The organism is Paraburkholderia elongata, assembly GCF_013177735.1.
In the GTDB taxonomy this organism is placed as follows: domain Bacteria; phylum Pseudomonadota; class Gammaproteobacteria; order Burkholderiales; family Burkholderiaceae; genus Paraburkholderia; species Paraburkholderia elongata.
On record NZ_WOEZ01000159.1, the window covers coordinates 1 to 21765 of the forward strand.

Below are 21765 nucleotides of genomic sequence, written 5' to 3' on the forward strand. Positions count from 1 at the left end.
GTGCTAGTGGTCGCGCAGCCGACCTGGGGTGTCGACGTCGGCGCGTCGGCGTTTATTCGTCAGCAGTTGCTCGACCTGTCCGCCCGCGGCGTGGCGATTCTGGTGATCTCCGAAGAACTGGAAGAGTTGTTCGACATCTGCGATCGCATCGCGGTGCTGGCAGGCGGCAGACTCTCGCCGGTGCGCGCCACGGGGGCGACCAACGCCGAGGAAATCGGCCGCTGGATGGCGGGCCTGTTCGGCGACCGCGAGGGCTCGGCGCCGTCGGCGGAACAGCCGGCGCATGCCTGATCAGATAGCTGCGCGATCGGATAGCTGATCGACGTTAAAACCAGAACCAGACATAAGCACACGCTCCCATGATTCTTCCGTATCGACTCGAAGCACGCACGACGCCCTCGCGCACGATGCAGATCGCCGTGCCGCTGATTGCCGCGTTGCTCACGCTCGTGATCGGCTTCCTGATCTTCAGCCTGGTCGGCCGTGATCCGCTCGAAGCCATGCACGCGTTTTTCATCGAACCGCTCTCCAGCGTGAACGGCTGGTCCGAACTGCTGCTGAAGGCTTCGCCGCTGTGCCTGATCGGCCTCGGCCTTGCGATCGGCTATCGCGCCAACGTCTGGAATATCGGCGCTGAAGGGCAGATGCTGCTCGGCGGCATCGCCGCCAGTGGCGTCGCGATCTATTTCGATCAGGCGACCGGCTGGTGGATTCTGCCGACCATGATGATCGCCGGCGTGCTCGGCGGCATGGCGTGGGCCGCGATTCCCGCGCTGCTGAAAAGCCGCTTCAACACCAACGAGATTCTCGTGAGCCTGATGCTCACGTATGTGGCCACGCAGTTGCTGATCTATCTGGTGAGCGGCCCGTGGCGCGATCCGCAGGGCATGAACTTCCCGCTCTCGGAGATGTTCAGCGGCGACGCGCTGTACCCGACATTTTCCGGCGACTGGCACTGGAAATGGCTGCGCGGCACGCGGCTGAACGCGTCCGTGTTCATCACGCTGATCGCGATTCCATGCGTGTGGCTCTTCATGCGCAAGAGCTTCGCGGGCTACCGGATGAACGTCGGCGGTCTCGCGCCGCTTGCCGCGCGTTACGCCGGTTTCTCCGACAAGAAAACCATCTGGACGTCGCTCCTGATCAGCGGCGGTCTGGCGGGCCTCGCCGGCATGGGCGAGATCGCGGGTCCGATCGGCCAGTTGCAGGCGACATGGTCGCCGGGCTATGGCTTCACCGCGATCATCGTCGTGTTCGTCGGACGGCTGCATCCGGTCGGTATCGTGCTCGCGAGCTTGCTGATGGCGCTGTTGTACCTCGGCGGCGAAGCGGTGCAGACCTCGATGCAGTTGCCGCAGGCGCTCTCCGGTGTGTTCCAGGGGCTGCTGCTGTTCTGCCTGCTGGGTGCTGACCTGTTCGTGAACTATCGCGTGCGCCGGCGCTCCGTTGCCGCGCAAGCCCACTGATTTTTCCGCCGGATCTCCATGGATATTCAACAAGCCAGCGCGCTCACCTCGAGCGCCGTCACCGCCGCGATCCCGCTGATGTTCGCGGGCGCAGGCGAACTCGTCGCCGAGAAGTCGGGCGTTCTCAACCTCGGCGTCGAAGGCATGATGCTGATGGGCGCGGTCAGCGGCTACGCGGTCACCGCCATTACCGGCAACCCGTGGCTCGGCGTGGTTGCCGCGATCGGCGCGGGTCTCGCAATGTCGCTGCTGTTCGCGTTCCTTACGCTCACCATGCTTGCCAACCAGGTTGCCACCGGCTTGTCGCTGACCATCTTCGGCATTGGCTTGTCGGCCTATGTCGGCAAGCCGTACACGTCGGCAGCCGTGCGCGCCACGATCGACACGTGGACCATTCCGGGTCTCTCGAAGATTCCGGTGCTCGGACCCGCGCTCTTCAGTCTCACGCCGCTCGATTACCTCGCGTTCCTGATGTTCGCGGTGATCTGGTGGTTCCTGTACCGCACGCGTGCGGGCCTCGTGCTGCGCTCGGTCGGCGAATCGCCGCAAGTGGCGCACTCGGTCGGCTTTCCGGTGGTCGGCGTGCGTTACGGCGCAGTGGCCTTCGGCGGCGGCATGGCGGGGCTCGCAGGCGGTTATTACTCGATCGTCAACCTGCACTTGTGGCAGGAGCAGCTTACGTCGGGCCGCGGTTGGATCGCGCTCGCGCTGGTGGTGTTCGCGACATGGCGCCCGGGGCGTCTCTTGATCGGCGCGCTGCTGTTCGGCGCCGTGACCGGCCTGCAGTTCTACGCGCAGGCCATCGGCGTGCCGGTGCCGACGCAGTTTCTCGCGATGCTGCCGTACGTCGCGACCGTCGTCGTGCTCGTGCTGATTTCGCGTAACCCGAACACGATTCGTCTGAATGCACCCGCGTCGCTCGGCAAGCCGTTTTTCTCGGCGGGCTGACACGGTTGTCGTTTCATATGACCGGCCACACGTTTCAAATCAATCGACAAACACGACAGGAGAAAACATGAAGAGAAGAAATCTGCTGACCGCTTTCGCTTGGGGCGCTGCCTCTTTGGCGCTTGCCGCGCCGCTCGCGCAATCCGCGCAGGCGGCCGACGCACCGGGCGTTGCGTTCGTCTACCTCGGCAATCCTGGCGACGCCGGCTGGACCTTCGCGCACGATCAGGGCTCGAAGGAAGCCGAAGCGAAGTTCGGCAACAAGATCAAGATCACCCGCATCGAGAACGTGCCCGAATCGGCCGACTCGGAACGTGTGTTCCGCGATCTGGCGAACAAGGGCAACAAGATCATCATCGGTTCGAGCTTCGGCTATCAGGACTTCGAGCTGAAGGTCGCGAAGGACTTCCCCGATACGGTGTTCCTGCACGCAACCGGCTACAAGAAGGCGCCGAACTTCGGCACCTATGACGTGCGCATGTACCAGGGCGCGTACCTGGCGGGCGTCGCCGCGGGCTATGTGACGAAGACCAACACGCTCGGCTTTGTCGCATCGGTGCCGATTCCTGAAGTGATCCGCAACATCAACGCGTACACGCTCGGTGCACGTTCGGTGAATCCGAAGATTCACACCAAGGTCATCTGGATCAACAGCTGGTTCGATCCGGGCAAGGAAAAGCAGGCCGCCGAAACGCTGATCGGCCAGGGCGCCGACGTGCTGCTGCAAAACACCGATTCGAGCGCGACGCTCGCGACTGCATCGGAAAAGCACGTGCATGCGTTCGGCTGGGACTCGGACATGAAGAAGTTCGGTCCTGAGGCGCACCTCGGTTCGGTGGTCGCGCACTGGGGCGTGTATTACAACGCGGCTATTCAGCAGGTGCTGGACGGCAAGTGGAAGAACGATCCGGTGTGGTGGGGCATTCCGCAGAAGGCCGTCAATCTTGAAGACCTGAACACGTCGGCGATTTCGGCTGATGCGCAGAAGCAGGTCGCGGCCAAGCGCGATGAACTGGCCGGCGGCAAGTGGGACGTGTTCACCGGCCCGATCAAGGATCAGTCCAGCGCGGTGAAGGTGCCGGCAGGCAAGACGCTGGCCGATCCGGAACTGCAACGCCTGAACTGGTACGTGGAAGGCGTGGACGGCTCGCTGCCGAAGTAATCTGATCCGGCTTTCGCGGTCATGGGGAGCGGGTCGTGATCGGCCGGGACGCGGTCGAGCGAGTGATGATCGACCGTCGCCATCGACCGGGTCGCGATCGACAGGGGTACCATCGACCAGGCGGCGGTTTCAGCAACCGCTGCTTTAAGGTGCTGCGTCCAGTACGGACGCAGCTTTTTTTTGCTTCGGATTATGTGTCAAAGATGTTTCAGGCGACGCGCTAGTCGATGCGCAGGCCGACCTTGATGGTCACCTGCCAGTAGGCGACCTTGTCGTTTTCGATCTGGCCCCGCGTTTCCGTTACCTCGAACCAGTGCAAATTGCGCAGCGTCTTCGACGCTTTTGTAATCGCGGTACTGATTGCGTCGTCGATCGATTTGGTCGATGAGCCGGTCAGTTCGATTTGTTTGTAGACGTGTTCTGACATGAACTTCCTCCTTTGATCTTCGTTGGTGTGCAAAAAGTATAGGCAATGGATCGCGGCCAGCGTCCTTCATATGTGCGAGTCATCTCACACATCGGGTGCCCGATATGCCGCGGCGCGGCGCGGCCGCTATGATGTCCGCGCAACTCAATCTGAAACCTGACGAGGCTTGAACGTGGAAATTGGTTTTTGCGGTCCCGGTTTGATGGGCGCGCCGATGATCCGGCATCTGCTGCGCGCGGGGCATACCGTGCATGTCTGGAATCGCACGCGGGCCAAGGCGGAAGCGTTGCTGGCGGACGGGGCCAAGGTGGTCGATAGGCCACGCGAATTGGCTTCGCGATGTGAGGCGGTGCTGCTGTGCGTCGCGGATGCGGCGGCGATTGAAGAAACGGTGTTCGGTGCAGAGGGTCTGCTGAGCGTGGATGCCGCTGCGCCGAGACGCGTGCGCTGGATCGTCGATCACTCGAGCATTCCGCCGGCCGCGACGAGAGCGTTCGCGCGGCGTGCGGCGACGGTTGCCGGCGTGACGGCAGCAGACACGGCCGCGGCCACGGTCAAGGCTGGACAGGAGCCTGGGGGTGAGTGCGCCACAGGCGTCGGCTGGATCGACGCGCCCGTATCCGGCGGCGTAGCGGGCGCGACTGCGGGCACGCTGGCGATCATGGCGGGCGGCGCCGCAGCGGACGTCGAGGCGGTTACGCCGCTCCTTGGCGCGTATTCAGCCCGCGTTACGCACATGGGCGACGTCGGCGCGGGGCAAACCACCAAGCTTTGCAATCAGACCATCGTCACCGCGACCCTGGCGGCGATCGCCGAGGCGGTGAGCCTTGCGCAGCGTAGCGGCATCGACGCCTCCAAACTGACTGAAGGCCTCGCCGGCGGCTGGGCCGATTCGGTGCTGCTGCAGATTTTCGTGCCACGCATGACGCAAAGCGGTCTCGCGCCGATCGGCGCATTCCGCACGTTCCAGAAGGACATCGACACGGTCGCCGCCACGGCGTACGAGACTGGCACGCCGATGCCGGTTTCGTCGACGGTCCAGCAACTGTTGCGACTCGGAGCGGCGATGGGGCTTGGGGAGGCCGATCTGTCGGCCTTCATCGACGTTTTGCAGACGCCGCGCGGCGGCTAGACGGCACGCGGGAGGCGCGAAGGTAGCGCGAACACAGCGTCAAAGCGGCGTCAAAACACGCGAGCACGGCGCTCGCGTGGGTCGAATTCGCGATAACCTGCTAAAATATTGGGTTGTTCGCCGATATCACATTTAAGGACGCGCCGTGCTGTCTACCGCCAATATCACCATGCAATTCGGGCCAAAGCCCCTCTTCGAGAACATCTCGGTCAAATTCGGGGGAGGGAACCGCTATGGCCTGATTGGTGCCAACGGCTGCGGCAAGTCCACCTTCATGAAGATCCTGGGCAGCGATCTGGAACCGAGCTCCGGCAACGTGATGCTCGAACCGAATGTGCGCCTCGGCAAGCTGCGCCAGGACCAGTTCGCGTACGAAGACGTGCGCGTGCTCGACGTCGTGATGATGGGGCACGCCGAAATGTGGGCCGCGATGACCGAGCGCGACGCGATCTACGCGAACCCGGATGCAACTGACGACGACTACATGCACGCCGCCGAACTCGAAGCGAAGTTCGCCGAGTACGACGGCTACACGGCCGAAGCGCGCGCGGGCGAGTTGCTGCTCGGCATCGGCATCGCGATCGAAGACCACAACGGCCCGATGAGCAACGTCGCACCGGGCTGGAAACTGCGCGTGCTGCTCGCGCAGGCGCTGTTCTCGAAGCCGGACGTGCTGCTGCTGGACGAGCCGACCAACAACCTGGACATCAACTCGATCCGTTGGCTGGAAGACGTGCTCAACCAGTACAACTCGACGATGATCATCATCTCGCACGATCGCCACTTCCTGAATCAGGTCTGCACGCACATGGCCGACATGGACTTCGGCACGCTGAAAGTCTATCCGGGCAACTACGACGACTACATGCTGGCCAGCACGCAGGCGCGCGAGCGTCAGCAGAACGCCAACGCCAAGGCGAAGGAGCGCGTCGCCGACCTGCAGGACTTCGTGCGCCGCTTCTCGGCGAACAAGTCGAAGGCGCGTCAGGCTACCAGCCGTCTGAAGATGATCGACAAGATCAAGATCGAGGAATTCAAGCCGTCGTCGCGGCAGAATCCGTTCATCCGCTTCGAGTACGAGAAGAAGCTGCACAACATCGCGGTGGTGGCCGAGAAGATCTCGAAGAAGTATGAGCGCCAGATCTTCAACGATTTCAGCATTAGCGTGCAGCCGGGCGAGCGTATCGCGATCATCGGCGAGAACGGCGCGGGTAAGACCACGCTGCTGCGCTCGCTGCTCGGCAGGCTCACGCTGGATCACGGCGCGGTGAAGTGGGCTGAAAACGCGAACGTCGGTTACATGCCGCAAGATACGTACGAAGAATTTCCGGACGACGTCACGCTGATGGACTGGATCGACGGCTACCGCCAGGAAGGCGACGACGAGCAGATGGTGCGTGGCACGCTCGGCCGTCTGCTGTTCAATGCCGACGACATCCGCAAGTCGGTCAAGGTGCTCTCCGGTGGCGAGAAGGGCCGCATGATCTGGGGCAAGCTGATGCTGGGCCGCCACAACGTGATGCTGATGGACGAGCCGACCAACCACATGGACATGGAGTCGATCGAATCGCTGCAGATCGCGCTCGACAAGTACGAAGGCACGCTGATTTTCGTGTCGCACGACCGCGAGTTCGTGAGCGGTCTGGCGAACCGGATCATCGAAGTGAAGACCGACGGCACGTTGAACGACTTCGGCGGAAACTATGAAGACTTCCTGTTGAGCCAGGGCGTGCAGTAAACGCCCTTCGTTGCACGGTGTAGCGTAAAGCCAAGCCCGCTTCTTCGAAGCGGGCTTTTTTCATGGTGCGCGTCTTGTGCACCGGTTCCAGTTTGTCTATACGCGACAGGCCCACAGATCCGCGGACCCGCAAGCGTCACGATGGAAGTTTCGAGTTCCGAGCGGAACCACACACGGACCTTGAACCGGGTACTGTAGCAATTCACGTGGTGGCCGCCGGCAGCGTGGCTGACTGACCCTTTGGTGCGTCGAGCGTCAAGCTCGATTGCCTGTATGGAAGACTGGCTCTGGTCGCGATCAGCCGCACATTTTGGTGAGCATTGCTTCCCGTTGGAGAGATTTGCATTCCCCGTGACGCGACCGGGCCGGCGTCGCTGCGTGATGGGTGCAACTTGATCCAGAGGTATGCCATGAAGACCCTGACTGTGCGGGATCCACGCGCTGCGTTTGTCGACGTGGGCAGTGAGCACATGCATGTATCGGTGGCCGGCGACGAGCCGGCGGTGTTTGGCGCCGTGACGTCGCAATTGCACGCGCTGCGCGACTGGGTAAAATCTCAAGGCGTGCGGTCCGCGGCCATGGAGGCCACCGGCGTGTACTGGTTGCCGCTGTATGGTGTGCTCGAAGCCGCAGGCTTCGAGGTACACATGGTCAACGGTCGCCAGACTCGCAACCTGCCCGGACGCAAGACCGACATGCAGGACTGCCAGTGGGGCGCCACGCTGCACATGCACGGCCTGCTGCGGGCTTCGTGCCGCCGGCCGACATCCGCCGTCTGCAGGACTACCTGCGACTGCGGGCCGACCATGTGGCCAGCGCCGCCGGCCATGTGCAGCACATGCAAAAGGCGCTCGAACGCATGAACATCAAACTGCACAACGTGATCAGCTCGCTGGCCGGCACAAGCGGCCTGGCGGTGGTGCGCGCCATCGTGGCCGGCGAGCGCTCGCCCGAAACCCTGTTGGCCCTATGCGACCAGCAGATCCGCCGCGCCAAGGCCGAACAGGTCAAGGAGTCGCTGCGCGGCACCTGGGATACCGAGCACATCTTCGCGCTGAGCCAAGCGCTGCAAAGCTGGGACCACTACCAGCAGCAGATCGCCGAGTGCGACCGGCAAATCCAGGCCGTGCTGCCCCCGCTCGATCCCGAACAGCCCGCCCTGCCGCGCCCCAAAACCGCCAGGCGCGCCGGCGTCAACTCGCCCGACATCCCCAGGCTGCGCGAGATTCTGGCGCAGATGTGTGGCGGGCGCGACCTCACGCAACTGCCCGCGCACACACACTACGGCGTGCTGCAACTGATCGGCGAAGTCGGCACCGACCTGAGCAAGTGGCCCACCGAGAAACACTTCACCGCGTGGACCGGGCTGGCGCCTGGCAACCATGACAGCGGCAAGCGCAAGGGGCGCGCCAAACGCGGCCGCAATCGCGCGGGCCGCCTGTTTTGCATGATGGCCCAAGGCCTGGTGCGCTCCAAGGATATCGCCCTCGGTGGCTTCTATCGGCGCATGTGTGCACGCCGTGGCGGACTGGTGGCCACCATGGCGCTGGCGCGCAAACTGGCTGCCTGGTTCTGGCGCGTCATGGTCAAAGGCGATGACTATGTCGAGCAAGGACTGGCCAATTACGACGCCCAAGTCTTGCAGAGCAAGCAGCGTGCGCTCAAGCGCCTGGCCAAGGAACTCGGCCAGCAGCTCGTGCCTATCGCTCAGCCCGCTTGAAACCTTGCTTCAACCAGGCGCCCTCAATCAAATCAAGGACCTATCCTATGGTTCATGGAGAGAACCATAAATCTCACCGTGAAGTGACCAACATCAACCAAACGGACTCAAAACCAGGCCAGCAAGCAGCCTCATTGACCCAAAGCAACGCAAGCCGCGCCCGACGACCGATTATCACCGTTTCGATAGTCCATCCATCGGGTCGTCAATGCTCACCTCTCACTCTTTCCCACCGCTTGTTATCCGTGGCCGCTCGCTGCTTCCGATCGTACAAGGCGGCATGGGCGTCGGCATCTCAGCTCACCGTCTGGCAGGCAGCGTTGCCCGCGAGGGCGCACTCGGCACCATCGCGAGCATCGACCTGCGTCATCATCATCGCGATCTGATCGAACTCTGCCGGCAATCCCCTGATCGGGCTACGCTCGAACTGGCGAACCTCGCCGCACTGGCCCGTGAAATCCACGCCGCCAAAGCGCTCGCCAACGGCCGCGGCATGATCGCCGTCAACGTGATGAAAGCAGTCAACGCGCAAGCAGACTACGTGCGCGTTGCCTGCGAAAACGGCGCCGACGCGATTGTCATGGGCGCGGGCCTGCCGCTCGATTTGCCGGACATGACCCAGGGCCAAGATATCGCGCTGATCCCGATCCTGTCGGATAGCCGCGGCGTCGCACTGGTGCTGAAGAAGTGGATGAAAAAGGGCCGTTTGCCCGACGCCGTTGTGATCGAACATCCGGCCCACGCAGGCGGCCATCTCGGCGTGACCAACCTCGCCGACCTGCACGACCCGCGCTTCGATTTCTTGCGTGTACTCGAGGAACTCGATGCGGTATTCACGTCGCTCGGCTTGAGTCGCCAGGACGTGCCCTTGATCGTCGCGGGCGGCATCGATAGTCACGAAGCAGTGCGCGAGCTACTGACCGCGGGTGCCAGCGGCGTGCAGCTCGGCACGCCGTTCGCCGTTACCCAGGAAGGCGACGCGCATCCGAACTTCAAGCGTGTGCTGGCCGAAGCGACGCCCGACGACATCGTCGAATTCGTCAGCGTAACGGGGCTGCCCGCGCGGGCCGTGAAAACGCCGTGGCTGACGCGCTATCTCCGTCACGAAACGAAAATCCGCGAGAAGGTCGGTGCGCTCAAACACGTCTGTCCGACCGCGCTCGAATGCCTCAGCGTCTGTGGCTGGCGCGACGGTGTCGAGAAGTTCGGCCACTTCTGCATCGACACGCGACTCGCCGCGGCATTGCGCGGCGACGTGGCCAATGGTCTGTTCTTTCGCGGCCGCGAAGCCTTGCCGTTCGGCACGGCCATTCGCAGCGTTCACGACCTGATCGAACTGCTGCTGACCGGTGCGACGCGACCCGCTGTCGCAGGGCGATGGGCGTTCTCGCTGGGTTGATGCGGGTCAACGTGAAGCCTGACGAGACCTTCGACAATTCCCGCACGCAAACAAACACTCGGGGAAGCACATGAAGCACTCGCTCAGGAACAGAATCAAGACCGCCGCCGTCGCGTCGTGCCTGCTAGGCGCGGGCGCGCTGGCTCCGCAGGCGCAGGCCGCCGGCGACGACCCGATTAGCGGCATACACGCCGGCGACGTATTGGTGCGTCTGCGCGCAATCAGCATCGTGCCGAACGTGGAGACCAATCAGTCACTGTCGGCGCTCAACGTGGGCGTCAACAACGCCATCGTGCCGGAGCTGGATCTGACCTACATGATCCGCGATTACCTGGGCGTCGAGCTGATTCTCGGTACGTCGCGCCATCAGTTGACGTCGAGCCTCGGCAATCTCGGCGGCGTGAACGTGTTACCGCCCACGCTGCTGCTGCAATATCACTTCAACCACGCGGGGAGTATCCGTCCGTACGTCGGTGCGGGTCTGAATTACACGTTGTTCTACAACAACGGCCTGAACGCTGGCGGTCAGCCGATCTCGATCACCAACCACAGCTTTGGGCCCGCATTGCAGGCAGGTGTGGACGTGCAGGTGACCAAGTCGCTGTTCGTCAACGCGGACATCAAGAAGATCTGGATGCACACCGACGCTTCGCTTGGTGGCCAGTCGCTCGGCCGGCTGAATATCGATCCGGTGGTGGTTGGTTTGGGTGTCGGTATGCGGTTCTGATTGCCGCGCTTGAGAAGCCGCGCTCGTCATGCAAAAACGCCGGAATTTCCGGCGTTTTTTTATTGCTATCTCAGTCCCAATCGAGAGACGAATTCGCCGGCAGGCGGGCCGACGCGGGCGGCCGCGGCGCGAGGAGGCTACAGCTTGTCGTTCTTGAAACGCATTGCAGTGCCGTCCTGCTCGATGCGTACCCACACGGCGCGCTTTTCCTCGTCGCTCAGGAACACCCAGTTGGACACTTCGGTGGCGGTGCGGCCGCAGCCTTTGCAGACTTCGTCGAAAAGCGTGGAACAGACGCCGATGCACGGGCTGTCGGGAAGATCGTGGAGATTCGAAGCCATCGGAAACCTTGGGGCGAAGAAGCGAAGTTCCGCTATGTTAACCGATGCGGCGAACGCGCCCGGGCGTCGTGCTCGCCGTGGCACACACGCACGCACGGTTGGCAGTATCCACTGCCGCGTTCGCCCCGATTCGACTCCCGCCCCTCAGCGCGCAATGGCCGGCGTGACGCCGCTGCGGGCAGCGGCGCGCAGGTCACGGTGAAATGCCTGGAGAAAGCTTACAAAATCACTTCGCAGTGAGGCCAAGGCACGTCCGCGTGAGTCGCGCCGCGCGGCGCTGTCTTAAAGTCTCTCAGCGCTATTGAACACGGTGGCGCGGCGGGTGGCTTACGCTTGCATCGAGGTTAGCCGTACGGCATAAACTTCGCGGAAAGCGGCCTCTGGCTGCCACCTCAATGCGAACCTGCCACGACGAAGCCGCCGCAACTTGACAACGAGATGACACCGAGGCTGCCACTGGTGTTTTTTACGGGTAGACACGCGCCCATAACCCGCTAAAATTGCGCCCATTTTGTAGCGGCGCGGCTTACGCTGTACCGTTTGCGCGACAGCCTGGCATTTTTTTTGAAGCGCGCAATAATTAATGGTAGTTTTCGGGTTTTTCAGGGGAGCCGCGCGTGCTGGTTCGCGGCGTGAATGAGGACGAGGTCGGCTCAGGCCGGTCAGGATCGGAGAACGGAATGAAAAGACGGGTAGTGGTGCAGGTGGCGGCACTGGTCTTGTGCGCGACGCCTTGGTTGACGGCCGCTGCGAAAGATACGCAGCTCAACGTGTATAACTGGTCCGATTACATCGCCAAGGACACCATTCCGAACTTCACCAAGCAGACTGCCGTCCAGGTCAAATACGACAACTACGACAGTGACGACACGCTGCAAGCCAAGCTCCTCACTGGCAATTCGGGCTACGACATCGTCGTGCCGACCAGCAATTACGCCGGCAAGCAGATCACCGCCGGCATCTTCGCGCCGCTCGACAAATCGAAGCTGCCGAACCTCAAATACCTCGACCCGTCGCTGATGGCCCTCGTGGCCGGCGCCGATCCGGGCAACAAGTTCACGGTGCCCTGGGCATACGGCACGACCGGCCTCGGCTACAACGTCACAAAGGCGCAGCAGATCCTCGGCAAGAATGTGCCGCTCGATAGCTGGGACGTTCTCTTCAAGCCGGAAAACATCTCGAAGCTGAAAGCATGCGGCGTGTCCGTGCTCGACGCGCCGGACCAGATGTTCGCCGCTGCGCTGCACTACATCGGCAAGGATCCGATGAGCACGAATCCGGCCGACTACCGCGCCGCGCTCGAGATGATGAAGAAGATCCGCCCGTACATCACGCAGTTCAACTCGTCGGGCTACATCAATGATCTGGTCGGCGGCGACGTGTGCTTCGCGTACGGCTGGTCGGGCGATGTCGTGATCGCCAAGCATCGTGCGGTCGAGGCGAAGAAGGCCTACAAGATCGAGTACTACATTCCGAAGGGCGGCGCCCCGGTGTGGTTCGACGTGATGGCGATTCCGAAAGATGCGAAGAACAAGGATGCCGCGCTCGAGTGGATCAACTACATCGAAACGCCGCAGGTTCACGCCGCGATCACCAACGCCGTCTACTATCCGAGCGCCAACCTCGAAGCGCGCAAGTACGTTGACAAGGACGTGGCGAACGACCCGGCCGTGTACCCGTCGCCTGAAGTCATCAAGACACTGTTCCTGCTGAAGCCGCTGCCGCCGGAAATCCAGCGGCTGCAAACGCGGCTGTGGACTGAATTCAAGTCCGGCCGCTGATCCGCGGCCAGAGTGAACGGGTAAGTATCATCATGAAGCCCTCGGTGTCCACCGGGGGCTTTGTTCGTCAAACGCCGGAGTAAAGCATTGTGATGAGTAGCGACCAGTCGGGCGCGCTGGCAGGGGCCACCGCGCCGTTCCCAGGCCTGAACGCAGAAGCGGGCGACGCCGCGGAGAACTTCGTCCAGATCGTTGACATCGTGAAGAAGTTCGGCGAGACCGCGGCGGTCAAAGGGGTCAACCTGTCGGTGAAAAAGGGCGAGCTATTCGCGCTGCTCGGCAGTTCCGGCTGTGGCAAATCGACCTTGTTGCGCATGCTGGCCGGCCTCGAATCGATCACGTCGGGCAAGATCCTGATCGACGGCGAAGACCTTGCGCAATTGCCGCCTTATCGCCGGCCGGTCAACATGATGTTCCAGTCGTACGCACTGTTTCCGCACATGACGGTCGAGGCCAACGTCGCCTTTGGCCTGAAGCAGGAAGGCGTGCCGAAGTCTGAACTGAAAGACCGCGTGCAGAGCACGCTCGATCTCGTGCAGATGGGCCGCTTTGCGAAGCGCAAGCCGCATCAGCTCTCCGGCGGTCAGCAGCAGCGTGTGGCGCTCGCGCGCTCGCTCGTCAAGCGGCCGAAGCTGTTGTTGCTCGACGAGCCGATGTCCGCGCTCGACAAACAGATCCGTCAGCGCACGCAAATCGAACTGGTCAACATTCTCGACAAGGTCGGCGTGACCTGCATGATGGTGACGCACGACCAGGAAGAGGCGATGACGATGGCGGACCGTCTTGCCGTGATGAGTGAAGGCGAGATCGTCCAGCTCGGCACGCCGCACGAAGTGTACGAATTTCCGAATAGCCGTTTTTCGGCCGAGTTCATCGGCTCGACCAATCTGTTCGACGGCAACGTCGTCGAAGACGAACCCGATCATGTGTTCATCGAAACCCCCGACCTGCCGGTCCGTCTCTACGTGAGCCACGGCATCACCGGGCCGCTCGGCATGCCGGTGACGATCTCGGTGCGGCCCGAGCGCATCGCGCTCACGCGCAAGCCGCCCGAAGGCGCGTACAACTGGGGCAAGGGCGTCGTAACGAATGTCGCGTACATGGGGGGCTATTCGCTGTACCACGTGAAGCTCGACGCCGGCAAAACGGTGATCGCCAACGTGACGAGCCTTGCATTGACGGAGATCGATCCGCCCACCTGGGGCGACGAAGTGTATGTGCGCTGGAGCGCGTCGGCCGGCGTGGTGCTGACGTCATGAAACGCTCGATCAGTTCTCTCGCGTCGTGGCCGGTGCGCCGTTTCAACCTGACCGGCCGCACCGCGGTGGTGGCCGGTCCGTTTATCTGGCTGCTGCTGTTTTTCCTCGTGCCGTTCCTGTTGGTCGTGAAGATCAGCTTTGCCGATTTGCAGCTTGGCATTCCGCCCTATACGGAACTCACCACGTACACTGAGGGTGTGGTTCACGTCGCGCTGGACCTGTCGCACTATGCGTTTCTGCTGACCGACAGCCTGTATTTCGCGACCTATGTGAATTCGGTGGTGGTTGCGGCGATATCCACGTTGCTGTGTTTGCTGATCGGTTATCCGATGGCGTACTACATTGCGCGATCGAATCCGGCGAGCCGCAATCTGCTGATGATGGCGGTGATGCTGCCGTTCTGGACGTCGTTTCTGATTCGCGTGTATGCATGGATCGGAATCCTGAAGAACAATGGCTTGCTGAACAACTTCCTGATGTCGGTCGGGCTGATCCATACGCCGATCGAGCTGTATCACACGAACACCGCGGTTTATATCGGCATGGTGTATTCGTACCTGCCGTTCCTCGTCATGCCGCTGTATGCGCATCTGGTGAAGATGGACATGACGTTGCTGGAAGCCGCCTACGATCTCGGCGCGAAGCCGTGGCGGGCGTTCTGGCAGATCACCTTGCCGCTGTCGAAGAACGGCATTCTTGCCGGTTGTTTGCTGGTGTTCATTCCGGCGGTAGGCGAGTACGTGATTCCGGAATTGCTGGGCGGCGCGAACACGCTGATGATTGGCCGCGTGATGTGGAATGAGTTCTTCGACAATGCCGATTGGCCGATGGCGTCTGCCGTGACGTGCGCGATGGTGTTGTTGTTATTGGTGCCGATGGCGTTTTTCCAGTACGCGCAGGCGAAGGCGATGGAGGAAAGGCGCTGATGAAGCCGAACCGGATTTTGCAGTTCATTGCCTTGGGGATTGGGTTTCTGTTTCTCTACATTCCGATCGTGAGTCTGATTGTGTATTCGTTCAACGAATCGCAACTGGTCACGGTGTGGACGCGGTTTTCCACGCGCTGGTATGCGGCGTTATTGCAGGACGACGAGTTGATCGCGGCTGCGTGGTTGTCGTTGCGCGTGGCGCTGCTGACGGCGTTTGCTTCGGTGATTATCGGTACGTGGGCCGGGTTTGTTTTGGCCCGTATGGGGCGGTTCCGTGGTTTTACCCTTTATACCGGGATGATCAATGCGCCGCTGGTGATTCCCGAGGTGATTCAGGGGATCTCGCTGCTGCTGCTGTTCATCGAAATGGCCAAGTGGTTGGGATGGCCCGCCGGGCGTGGCATTTTCACGATCTGGATCGGGCATGTGATGTTGTGTATTTCTTATGTGGCCATTATCGTGCAGTCACGGGTGAAGGAGTTGAATCCTTCTCTTGAGGAGGCTGCGCTTGATCTTGGGGCGACTCCGCTTAAGGTGTTTTTCTTCATTACGTTGCCGTTGATTTCGCAGGCTCTGGTTTCTGGGTGGTTGTTGTCGTTTACTTTGTCTATCGACGATCTGGTTTTGTCGGCGTTTTTGTCGGGGCCTGGGTCGACGACGCTGCCGCTGGTTGTTTTCTCCCGCGTTCGGCTTGGGTTGAATCCGGAGATGAATGCATTGGCTACTTTGTTTATTGCTGTTGTGACCGTTGGGGTTGTTTTGGCTAACTATTTTATGCAGCGGGCGGAGAGGAAGAGGGCTGTGATGGCGGTGTAGATTTTTTTTGCCTGCGCGGCGCTTATTGTCTGTTTGCCTGCGGCGTTGGGCTTTTCTTGATTTGTTTGCCCTCGCGGCGCTTTTTTCTGCGCGCTTACGGTTTTGGCCTTTCCTTGAATTGATATTGGATTATTAGCGTCGCCCCTGTGCGGGGCGGGCACCTACTTTTCTTTGCCGCCGCAAAGAAAAGTAGGCAAAAGAAAGCGGCTCCAACCGCTAATTCTTAAGCGGGTCCCCTGGCTTGGAGGAGGCAGTGGTGCATCTGGAATCCGTGCCCCTGCACACTCCGCGTTAGTGACAAAGCACTCATCAGCTCCCACTCCGCACTGCGTGCGTCGCGGATGGGTCTGCATGGGAAACCAGGGGCTTCGTTTGCGCACGGTGGGGGCCATCGGCTTCGCCTCGGCGGCACCCACTGCTCTATGGGTGCCCCCACTTCGAATGAAATGTCGGTGTGCCGCAGTTGCAGTTGCGAGCCACGGAACTGATCAAAAGCGCGTACGAAAACGTAGTGGTCGGTTTTATGAAGTGCGCTTCGGCGCGCTCAGCGCCGCCGGAAGAATGACTGCCTTGTCACTCACGCCGAATGTGCGAGAGCCCGGATTCCAGATGCACCACTACCGCAACTGCGCGGGGGACCCGCTTAGCAGGGGCTTTTAGCCGCTTTCTTTTGCCTACTTTTCTTTGCGGCAGGCAAAGAAAAGTAGGTGCCTGCCCCGCACAGGGGCGACGCTAATAAACCAATATCAATTCAAGGAAAGGCCAAAACCGTAAGCGCACAGAAAAAAGCGCCGCGCAGGCAAAAAACCCCTCAAACCTTATACCCAATCCGAACCCCACCCCAATGCCGCCCGGCAACAAACACGGGCGCCGACGCATCCTTCATCAAAACAAACTGCGCGCCGCCCATATCGCGCCGATACGTCTGCAACAAAAATTTCTTAACATGCGAAGCAGCCGCAATCCCAGTACGATCATCGAACATCCGCCGATTCCGGCAATTCGCCATATTCCACACAACATCCTCGCGCTGCGGCAAAGAAAACTTCAGATTATGCGTAGGCAGATAACCGCGCACATCGACAGCAGCACAAAACGCAACGCGTGGATCAAGCCCGAATAACGGCTCCTGAATCGCGGGCAAAACCCGATCGGTAAAAGCGGTAAACCGGGTAACGAACTGAGCCGGATTGCTCCCTGCAACGGGTACATAGTGTTGATCGAACAGATCCTCAATCGACACTTCGCCCCGAGCAACGGCCGTCTCGAACACCTTGCTCACCGCGGCCGCGGCCCGCTGCACGGCTTCGATAAACCGCGTATCCGTCGTCTCTACCCCCGTTGCAGCGGTCAACTCGATCAACGTCTCGGACACGCCGAGCAAATTCCCCAGGCGGTCCTTCGCCTGGACGAAGTTCTCGCTCGAATCTTCGACGCCGCTCGCCATCTCCAGCACCTGCGCCTCAAGCCCGTTGCACTGCGTTTCGATCTCGCCGGTCAATGCGGCGATCTGTCCAGCCTCGTCGTTGAGCTGCGTAATCGCATCGCCCGTCGCATGCACGACGTCGCCGATCTTGCGGGTGCCTTCGCGTACCCGGTGCGCGCGCGCCGTGTTCACCGAGCCCTCGTTGATCAACTGCTCGGTCTGCTGAGTGAGCTGCGCCAGCGTCGTCTCGATCTGGCCGGTCGCCTGCGCGGTCTTCGCGGACAGGTTCTTCACCTCGGCTGCCACTACCGCGAAACTCTTGCCGGAGTCGCCGGCGCGCGCGGCTTCGATCGCGGCGTTCAGCGCCAGCAAATGCGTCTGGCGGGCGATCAGCGAAATCTCCTCGGAGACACGGCTCACATGCGCCAACGCGCTGCGCAGCGCGCCAATCTGACTCTCGATCACCGTCACGCCTTCCACCAGCCCGTGGATGTCGGCGAGCGACGCGTCCAGCGTCTGCTGCGACGCCTGAACGCCGGTTGCGGCTTCAGCCGATACGCTGCGCATTTCGCGTGCGGCAGTGGCAATGCGATGGTTGCCCGCGAGCGTCTGCGCGGCGGATTCGCGCAGTGCACGACATACCTGCGCCTAGTGCTGCACACGTGCGGCAACCTCTTCGACGTGGCCCGATACGTCGCAGATTTCAATTCCCAGTTTGCCGGCTTGCGCGGCAATATCGCCGACGACCGTTTGTGAACGGCCGGCCCGGCGAAAGCTGAAACGCGTCATGCTGGTCTCCTTGATGGCGCGGTTGGTGCAGTCAATTAGCGCGGTCACCTAGTGCGGATGCCACGTCTTCTCGAAGTATTGACGGCAAACTTTCAAACAACTTGATCCGGGGTATCCCGTGGTCGTTATGATGTGGGATCCGGCAGGGCGCTGACGCGGCAAGGTGCGCGGCACCCGTGCAACGACCCGCCCCGAGACGGGCACGGCCTTGCAAGTGGCTGTGCCAGCCATTTCTCGCAGCCCTTCCTCTCACCAGCGGACCATGATCGACTCCTTCGCGCGCGTTTCAGGCTGGCAGCAACTCGCTCACCTGTGGGAGCTGATCGTGACGCTCTGCAAATTTCTCTGGGCCCTGCTGCGTTTGCTCGGCGGCGCTTGAATATCGCCGTGAATCGCGCTCCTCACTTGCAACGTTGACAAACTGACGAGAATTCCTAAGCTGAAAACAGTGCCCGATAAGGTTAATGAACACTCGGATGTCCTGCGCTCCGAACCACATAGCCAAGGAGAGTCCCGTCATGGGAATGCGCCCAGATCCTACGTTCCACGCATCGCCGAAACTCGCGATGGATGCGCCAGCAGAAGACTTCGCCTACACGTTACTGCTCAGCCCCGATTTCTCGCAGCCCGACGCTCTCGCCGTCATCGACGTGAAGCCCGGATCACCGACCTACAGTCAGGTGGTTCACACGGTGCCGGTACCCAACAAGGGGGACGAATTTCACCACTTCGGATGGAATGCCTGCTCATCGTCACTGTCGCCGCTGACCGGTCACGCGTTCCTCGAACGGCGCTATCTGATCATTCCGGGGATGCGCTCCTCGCGCATCTACATCGTGGACACCAAGCCCCATCCGACCCAGGCGCGAATCCACAAGATCATCGAACCCGAGGAAATCTTCCGCAAGACAGGCTACTCGCGTCCGCACACGGTCCATTGCGGGCCTGAAGGAATCTACGTCAGCACGCTCGGTGGCGGTGGGAAGGATGGCACAGACGGCCCCCCGGGCATCTTCATCATGGACTGCCAGACTTTCGATGTCCTCGGCCGCTGGGAGATCGACCGCGGGTCGCAGGAGAAACATTACGATTTCTGGTGGAACCTGCCGCGCGACTACATGGTGTCGAGCGAGTGGGCGTTGCCGCCGCAATTCGAGAACGGGATCGTCCCCGAAGATCTTCTGTCGAACAAGTATGGGCACCGCATCCACTTCTGGGATCTGCGGGCGAGGCGCAACGTGCAGACGATCGACCTCGGCGCGAACCACCAGATGGCGCTCGAAGTGCGGCCTGCGCACGATCCCAGCCGGGAGTACGGCTTCATCGGCGTGGTGGTCGACACGACGAACCTTGAAGGGTCGATCTGGACCTGGTGGCGGGAAGGGGGGAAGTTCCACATCGAGAAGACCGCGACCATTTCGCCTGAGGCCGCAGCCACGGAACTGCTTCCACCGCTCCTTCAGGGATTCGGCGCGGTGCCACCACTCGTCACCGATATCGATCTCTCTATCGACGACAAATTCCTGTACGTCGCCTGTTGGGGAACCGGCGAGATGCGCCAGTACGACGTGACGGAACCCCGCAAGCCGAAGCTCACGGGATCGGTCCACATCGGCGGGATCGTACGGCGCACGCCTCACCCGAACGGTAAAACCTTTGCGGGTGGTCCGCAGATGGTCGAGATCAGCCGCGACGGGAAGCGGGTCTACTGGACTAACTCGCTCTACTCGACGTGGGACAACGAGTTCTATCCGGACGGTGTGCCCGCGGCACAGGTCATGGCCCGGGCTGAACCTGGTGGCGGCCTTGCGCTGGCCGACGACTACTGGGTAGCCTTTCCCGACGGATACCGAGCTCACCAGATCCGGCTCGAAGGCGGAGACTGTTCGACAGATTCGTTCTGCTACCCGTCGGTGGGGACTTGATTGCGGGCGGCTGGCCGCAGACCGGCCTTTGGTTAGCCGTTGCGGCGAGTGGTCTCTATCACGGGCTCAACCCGGCAATGGGATGGCCGCTCGCCGTTTCGAGCGGGCTGATGGACAGACGTGCACGGGCGCTGTTCTCCGCGCTCTTATATCTCGCGGCGGGGCACGTGTTGGCCATGTTCGTGGTGATGGTGCCCTTCGCCATGCTTGCGATCCTGCTCGCCTGGCAGCGCGAGATCCAGATCGGCGCGAGTGTGCTGGTCATCGGATTTGGCGTCTTCCTTCTGATCTGGCGGCGCCATCCTCGTGTACTCGCGCGGATCCCACCGTCGCGGCTCGCGCTCTGGTCCTTCGCCGTTGCCATCGCGCACGGCGCAGGACTGATGCTTGTGCCGATCTACCTCGGCCTTTGCCGGTCCTACGACATGGATCAAGGGCATCGGGCCGCGCGGGCCCTGATCGACGCGAATCTGGGCATGGCGCTGCTTGTCTCCGGCGTCCATGCCACCGCCATGATCGCGGTCGGCGGACTCCTCGCCTGGTTGGTCTACCGCTACCTGGGGCTGAAGTTCGTGTCACGGAGCTGGTTCAATCTGGACGCAGTCTGGGCATCGAGCCTCATCCTGGTGGGCATGCTCTCATTGGCGTTCAATACCGCGATACCAGGCGGCGCGGGGGGATAGCCGTTGGCTTGTGGTGCCACACGGCATCGCCCGATGGGTCTGCATAAATCAGCTGGAGACGCGCACTGCGCCTGCCGTTACCGGAGCAGCCGCGGCGCTCGTGTCGAGAAACGCGCGCAGATCGGTCATTACGCGCTCGGGCGCTTCTTCCATCGGAATGTGACCGAGTCCCGGGTACATCACCGATTTCGCGCCTGGAATGCGGCTCGCAAATTCGGCCGCGTGCGCAGGTGGGATCCAGCGATCCTTTGCTCCCCACAGGACCAGCGACGGCACCTTCAGCGTCTTCAGCACGTCGGTATCGACGTCCTTGAAGTCGAGCGTCGGCACCATCTTGCCGATCGCCGTGCGGGTGCCTTCGCCATGGAAGAATTCGATGTAACTCCGCAGCGTCGCCGCATCGAGCTTGCGCGGATCGCCATACACGTTGCGTACCGCGCTCTTGATAATGACTTCGGGCAGCCACCACGGCGAACTGACCCGCACCAGCGCGCTATTGAAGAGGCCGATGTAAATCGGCAGCTTCATCGGAAAACCGGCCGAGTCGATCAATACGAGCCGTTCGACGGCCTCGCGATGGCGCACCGCGTAGTCCCACGAAATCAGGCCGCCGAGCGAGTTGCCGATCAGCGTCGCGCGCGTGATGCCGAGTGCCTGCATGAACGTGTCGATGAAACGCCGGTAGGTTGGCAGGTTCATCGTTTCGATTTCGCCGGCGCTCGAGCGCAGTGGTCCGGTCACGCCGAACGGCGGCAGATCGAGGCGGATCACGCGATGCTCGCGCTTGAGTTCGTCTGCGACGCGATTCCACGTATGCAACGAAGATGCGAAACCGTGAATCATTACGATCGTGTCGCCGCTGCCTTCATCGACATAGTGCACGTCGGCGCCCATGACTTTGACGAACTTCGAACCGCTTTGTGTATAGCGCCGCTGCAGTTCGGCGCGCGGCACGCTGGTGATGCCGAGGCGCGCGGCGAGCGAGCGGGGCGCCAGTGGCGCTGTTGATGCGGGCGTTGCGGATTCGATGCTTGCCATGGTTGTTGTCTCCCTTTAGTTCGAGTTAGATCGCGTCTGCCTGAGCCTGAGCCTCAGCGG

18 protein-coding genes and 2 pseudogenes are annotated in these 21765 nt (G+C 61.6%); 16 read left to right on the forward strand and 4 right to left on the reverse strand.

The annotated features are described in order from the left end of the window. From GNZ13_RS28195 to GNZ13_RS28210, 4 genes and pseudogenes are all read left to right on the forward strand, one after another. A pseudogene (locus GNZ13_RS28195) lies at nt 1–291 on the forward strand (ABC transporter ATP-binding protein); the annotation flags it as partial. Between the two features lie 68 nt (nt 292–359). Continuing rightward, nucleotides 360–1466: an ABC transporter permease gene (locus tag GNZ13_RS28200; RefSeq protein WP_172170693.1), complete on the forward strand. Its 1107-nt coding sequence runs from the start codon at nt 360–362 to the stop codon at nt 1464–1466. An 18-nt stretch (nt 1467–1484) separates the two neighbouring features. Further along, complete coding sequence (locus GNZ13_RS28205) at nt 1485–2414, forward strand: ABC transporter permease (RefSeq protein WP_063495881.1); 930 nt, start codon at nt 1485–1487, stop codon at nt 2412–2414. Between the two features lie 67 nt (nt 2415–2481). Next, nucleotides 2482–3576 (forward strand): BMP family ABC transporter substrate-binding protein, encoded by a 1095-nt coding sequence (locus GNZ13_RS28210; RefSeq protein ID WP_172170695.1) that lies wholly within the window; start codon nt 2482–2484, stop codon nt 3574–3576. 220 nt (nt 3577–3796) lie between these two features. Here the strand turns inward: GNZ13_RS28210 and GNZ13_RS28215 are convergent, their stop codons facing one another. Beyond that, nucleotides 3797–4003 carry a dodecin gene (locus GNZ13_RS28215; RefSeq protein WP_074283352.1) on the reverse strand — a complete coding sequence of 69 codons (207 nt, stop codon included), beginning with the start codon at nt 4001–4003 and terminating at the stop codon, nt 3797–3799. A 172-nt stretch (nt 4004–4175) separates the two neighbouring features. Between GNZ13_RS28215 and GNZ13_RS28220 the strand changes: the two genes are divergently transcribed. The 6 genes from GNZ13_RS28220 (at nt 4176) to GNZ13_RS28245 (ending at nt 10719) form a co-directional block, all read left to right on the forward strand. Further along, on the forward strand, nt 4176–5135 hold the full coding sequence (locus GNZ13_RS28220; protein ID WP_172170697.1) for an NAD(P)-dependent oxidoreductase: 960 nt from the start codon (nt 4176–4178) through the stop codon (nt 5133–5135). 145 nt (nt 5136–5280) lie between these two features. Next, complete coding sequence (locus tag GNZ13_RS28225; RefSeq protein WP_172170699.1) at nt 5281–6873, forward strand: ABC-F family ATPase; 1593 nt, start codon at nt 5281–5283, stop codon at nt 6871–6873. A 410-nt stretch (nt 6874–7283) separates the two neighbouring features. Beyond that, nucleotides 7284–7736 carry an IS110 family transposase gene (locus tag GNZ13_RS28230; protein ID WP_172170701.1) on the forward strand — a complete coding sequence of 151 codons (453 nt, stop codon included), beginning with the start codon at nt 7284–7286 and terminating at the stop codon, nt 7734–7736. After that, the gene (locus GNZ13_RS28235) at nt 7733–8593 is read left to right on the forward strand and encodes a transposase (protein ID WP_172170703.1); all 861 of its coding nucleotides are present in this window, start codon (nt 7733–7735) and stop codon (nt 8591–8593) included. Before GNZ13_RS28230 ends, GNZ13_RS28235 begins: the two co-directional genes overlap by 4 nt. Nucleotides 8594–8801: 208 nt before the next feature. Beyond that, nucleotides 8802–9992, forward strand: a complete 1191-nt coding sequence (locus tag GNZ13_RS28240; protein WP_172170705.1) for an NAD(P)H-dependent flavin oxidoreductase — start codon at nt 8802–8804, stop codon at nt 9990–9992. Between the two features lie 70 nt (nt 9993–10062). Continuing rightward, nucleotides 10063–10719: an OmpW/AlkL family protein gene (locus tag GNZ13_RS28245; RefSeq protein WP_172170707.1), complete on the forward strand. Its 657-nt coding sequence runs from the start codon at nt 10063–10065 to the stop codon at nt 10717–10719. Nucleotides 10720–10856: 137 nt separating this feature from the next. Here GNZ13_RS28245 and GNZ13_RS28250 read toward each other — a convergent pair whose 3' ends face one another. Next, nucleotides 10857–11060: a DUF1289 domain-containing protein gene (locus GNZ13_RS28250; protein WP_028199276.1), complete on the reverse strand. Its 204-nt coding sequence runs from the start codon at nt 11058–11060 to the stop codon at nt 10857–10859. 680 nt (nt 11061–11740) lie between these two features. Here GNZ13_RS28250 and GNZ13_RS28255 point away from each other — a divergent pair. The 4 genes from GNZ13_RS28255 (at nt 11741) to GNZ13_RS28270 (ending at nt 15844) form a co-directional block, all read left to right on the forward strand. Then, a complete protein-coding gene (locus GNZ13_RS28255) occupies nt 11741–12841 on the forward strand; it encodes a polyamine ABC transporter substrate-binding protein (RefSeq protein ID WP_172170709.1) in 1101 nt (366 codons plus the stop codon). Nucleotides 12842–12933: 92 nt separating this feature from the next. Continuing rightward, complete coding sequence (locus tag GNZ13_RS28260) at nt 12934–14100, forward strand: ABC transporter ATP-binding protein (RefSeq protein ID WP_172170711.1); 1167 nt, start codon at nt 12934–12936, stop codon at nt 14098–14100. Continuing rightward, nucleotides 14097–15026, forward strand: coding sequence for an ABC transporter permease subunit (locus GNZ13_RS28265; protein ID WP_172170713.1), 930 nt, complete (start codon nt 14097–14099; stop codon nt 15024–15026). Before GNZ13_RS28260 ends, GNZ13_RS28265 begins: the two co-directional genes overlap by 4 nt. Then, nucleotides 15026–15844, forward strand: coding sequence for an ABC transporter permease subunit (locus tag GNZ13_RS28270; RefSeq protein WP_028199271.1), 819 nt, complete (start codon nt 15026–15028; stop codon nt 15842–15844). The genes GNZ13_RS28265 and GNZ13_RS28270 overlap by 1 nt, the downstream gene beginning before the upstream one ends. An 811-nt stretch (nt 15845–16655) precedes the next feature. On the opposite strand, the pseudogene GNZ13_RS28275 reads toward GNZ13_RS28270, so the two are convergent. Next, nucleotides 16656–18059 (reverse strand): annotated as a pseudogene (locus GNZ13_RS28275) (methyl-accepting chemotaxis protein). Between the two features lie 518 nt (nt 18060–18577). On the opposite strand from GNZ13_RS28275, the gene GNZ13_RS28280 reads away from it, so the two are divergent. Together GNZ13_RS28280 and GNZ13_RS28285 are read left to right on the forward strand one after the other, a co-directional pair. Continuing rightward, nucleotides 18578–19984, forward strand: a complete 1407-nt coding sequence (locus tag GNZ13_RS28280; RefSeq protein ID WP_172170715.1) for a selenium-binding protein SBP56-related protein — start codon at nt 18578–18580, stop codon at nt 19982–19984. Then, complete coding sequence (locus GNZ13_RS28285) at nt 19981–20667, forward strand: hypothetical protein (protein ID WP_172170717.1); 687 nt, start codon at nt 19981–19983, stop codon at nt 20665–20667. The genes GNZ13_RS28280 and GNZ13_RS28285 overlap by 4 nt, the downstream gene beginning before the upstream one ends. A 48-nt stretch (nt 20668–20715) precedes the next feature. On the opposite strand, the gene GNZ13_RS28290 is transcribed toward GNZ13_RS28285, so the two are convergent. After that, nucleotides 20716–21705 carry an alpha/beta fold hydrolase gene (locus GNZ13_RS28290; RefSeq protein ID WP_172170719.1) on the reverse strand — a complete coding sequence of 330 codons (990 nt, stop codon included), beginning with the start codon at nt 21703–21705 and terminating at the stop codon, nt 20716–20718. Nucleotides 21706–21765 lie beyond the last annotated feature (60 nt).

Coding starts and splice junctions, on each gene's coding strand:
- GNZ13_RS28200 (WP_172170693.1), top strand. CDS start 360: ATGATTCTTCCGTATCGACTCGAAGCACGCACGACGCCCTCGCGCACG.
- GNZ13_RS28205 (WP_063495881.1), top strand. CDS start 1,485: ATGGATATTCAACAAGCCAGCGCGCTCACCTCGAGCGCCGTCACCGCC.
- GNZ13_RS28250 (WP_028199276.1), bottom strand. CDS start 11,060: ATGGCTTCGAATCTCCACGATCTTCCCGACAGCCCGTGCATCGGCGTC.
- GNZ13_RS28240 (WP_172170705.1), top strand. CDS start 8,802: ATGCTCACCTCTCACTCTTTCCCACCGCTTGTTATCCGTGGCCGCTCG.
- GNZ13_RS28290 (WP_172170719.1), bottom strand. CDS start 21,705: ATGGCAAGCATCGAATCCGCAACGCCCGCATCAACAGCGCCACTGGCG.
- GNZ13_RS28210 (WP_172170695.1), top strand. CDS start 2,482: ATGAAGAGAAGAAATCTGCTGACCGCTTTCGCTTGGGGCGCTGCCTCT.
- GNZ13_RS28265 (WP_172170713.1), top strand. CDS start 14,097: ATGAAACGCTCGATCAGTTCTCTCGCGTCGTGGCCGGTGCGCCGTTTC.
- GNZ13_RS28235 (WP_172170703.1), top strand. CDS start 7,733: ATGAACATCAAACTGCACAACGTGATCAGCTCGCTGGCCGGCACAAGC.
- GNZ13_RS28215 (WP_074283352.1), bottom strand. CDS start 4,003: ATGTCAGAACACGTCTACAAACAAATCGAACTGACCGGCTCATCGACC.
- GNZ13_RS28255 (WP_172170709.1), top strand. CDS start 11,741: ATGAAAAGACGGGTAGTGGTGCAGGTGGCGGCACTGGTCTTGTGCGCG.
- GNZ13_RS28280 (WP_172170715.1), top strand. CDS start 18,578: ATGGGAATGCGCCCAGATCCTACGTTCCACGCATCGCCGAAACTCGCG.
- GNZ13_RS28245 (WP_172170707.1), top strand. CDS start 10,063: ATGAAGCACTCGCTCAGGAACAGAATCAAGACCGCCGCCGTCGCGTCG.
- GNZ13_RS28230 (WP_172170701.1), top strand. CDS start 7,284: ATGAAGACCCTGACTGTGCGGGATCCACGCGCTGCGTTTGTCGACGTG.
- GNZ13_RS28270 (WP_028199271.1), top strand. CDS start 15,026: ATGAAGCCGAACCGGATTTTGCAGTTCATTGCCTTGGGGATTGGGTTT.
- GNZ13_RS28260 (WP_172170711.1), top strand. CDS start 12,934: ATGAGTAGCGACCAGTCGGGCGCGCTGGCAGGGGCCACCGCGCCGTTC.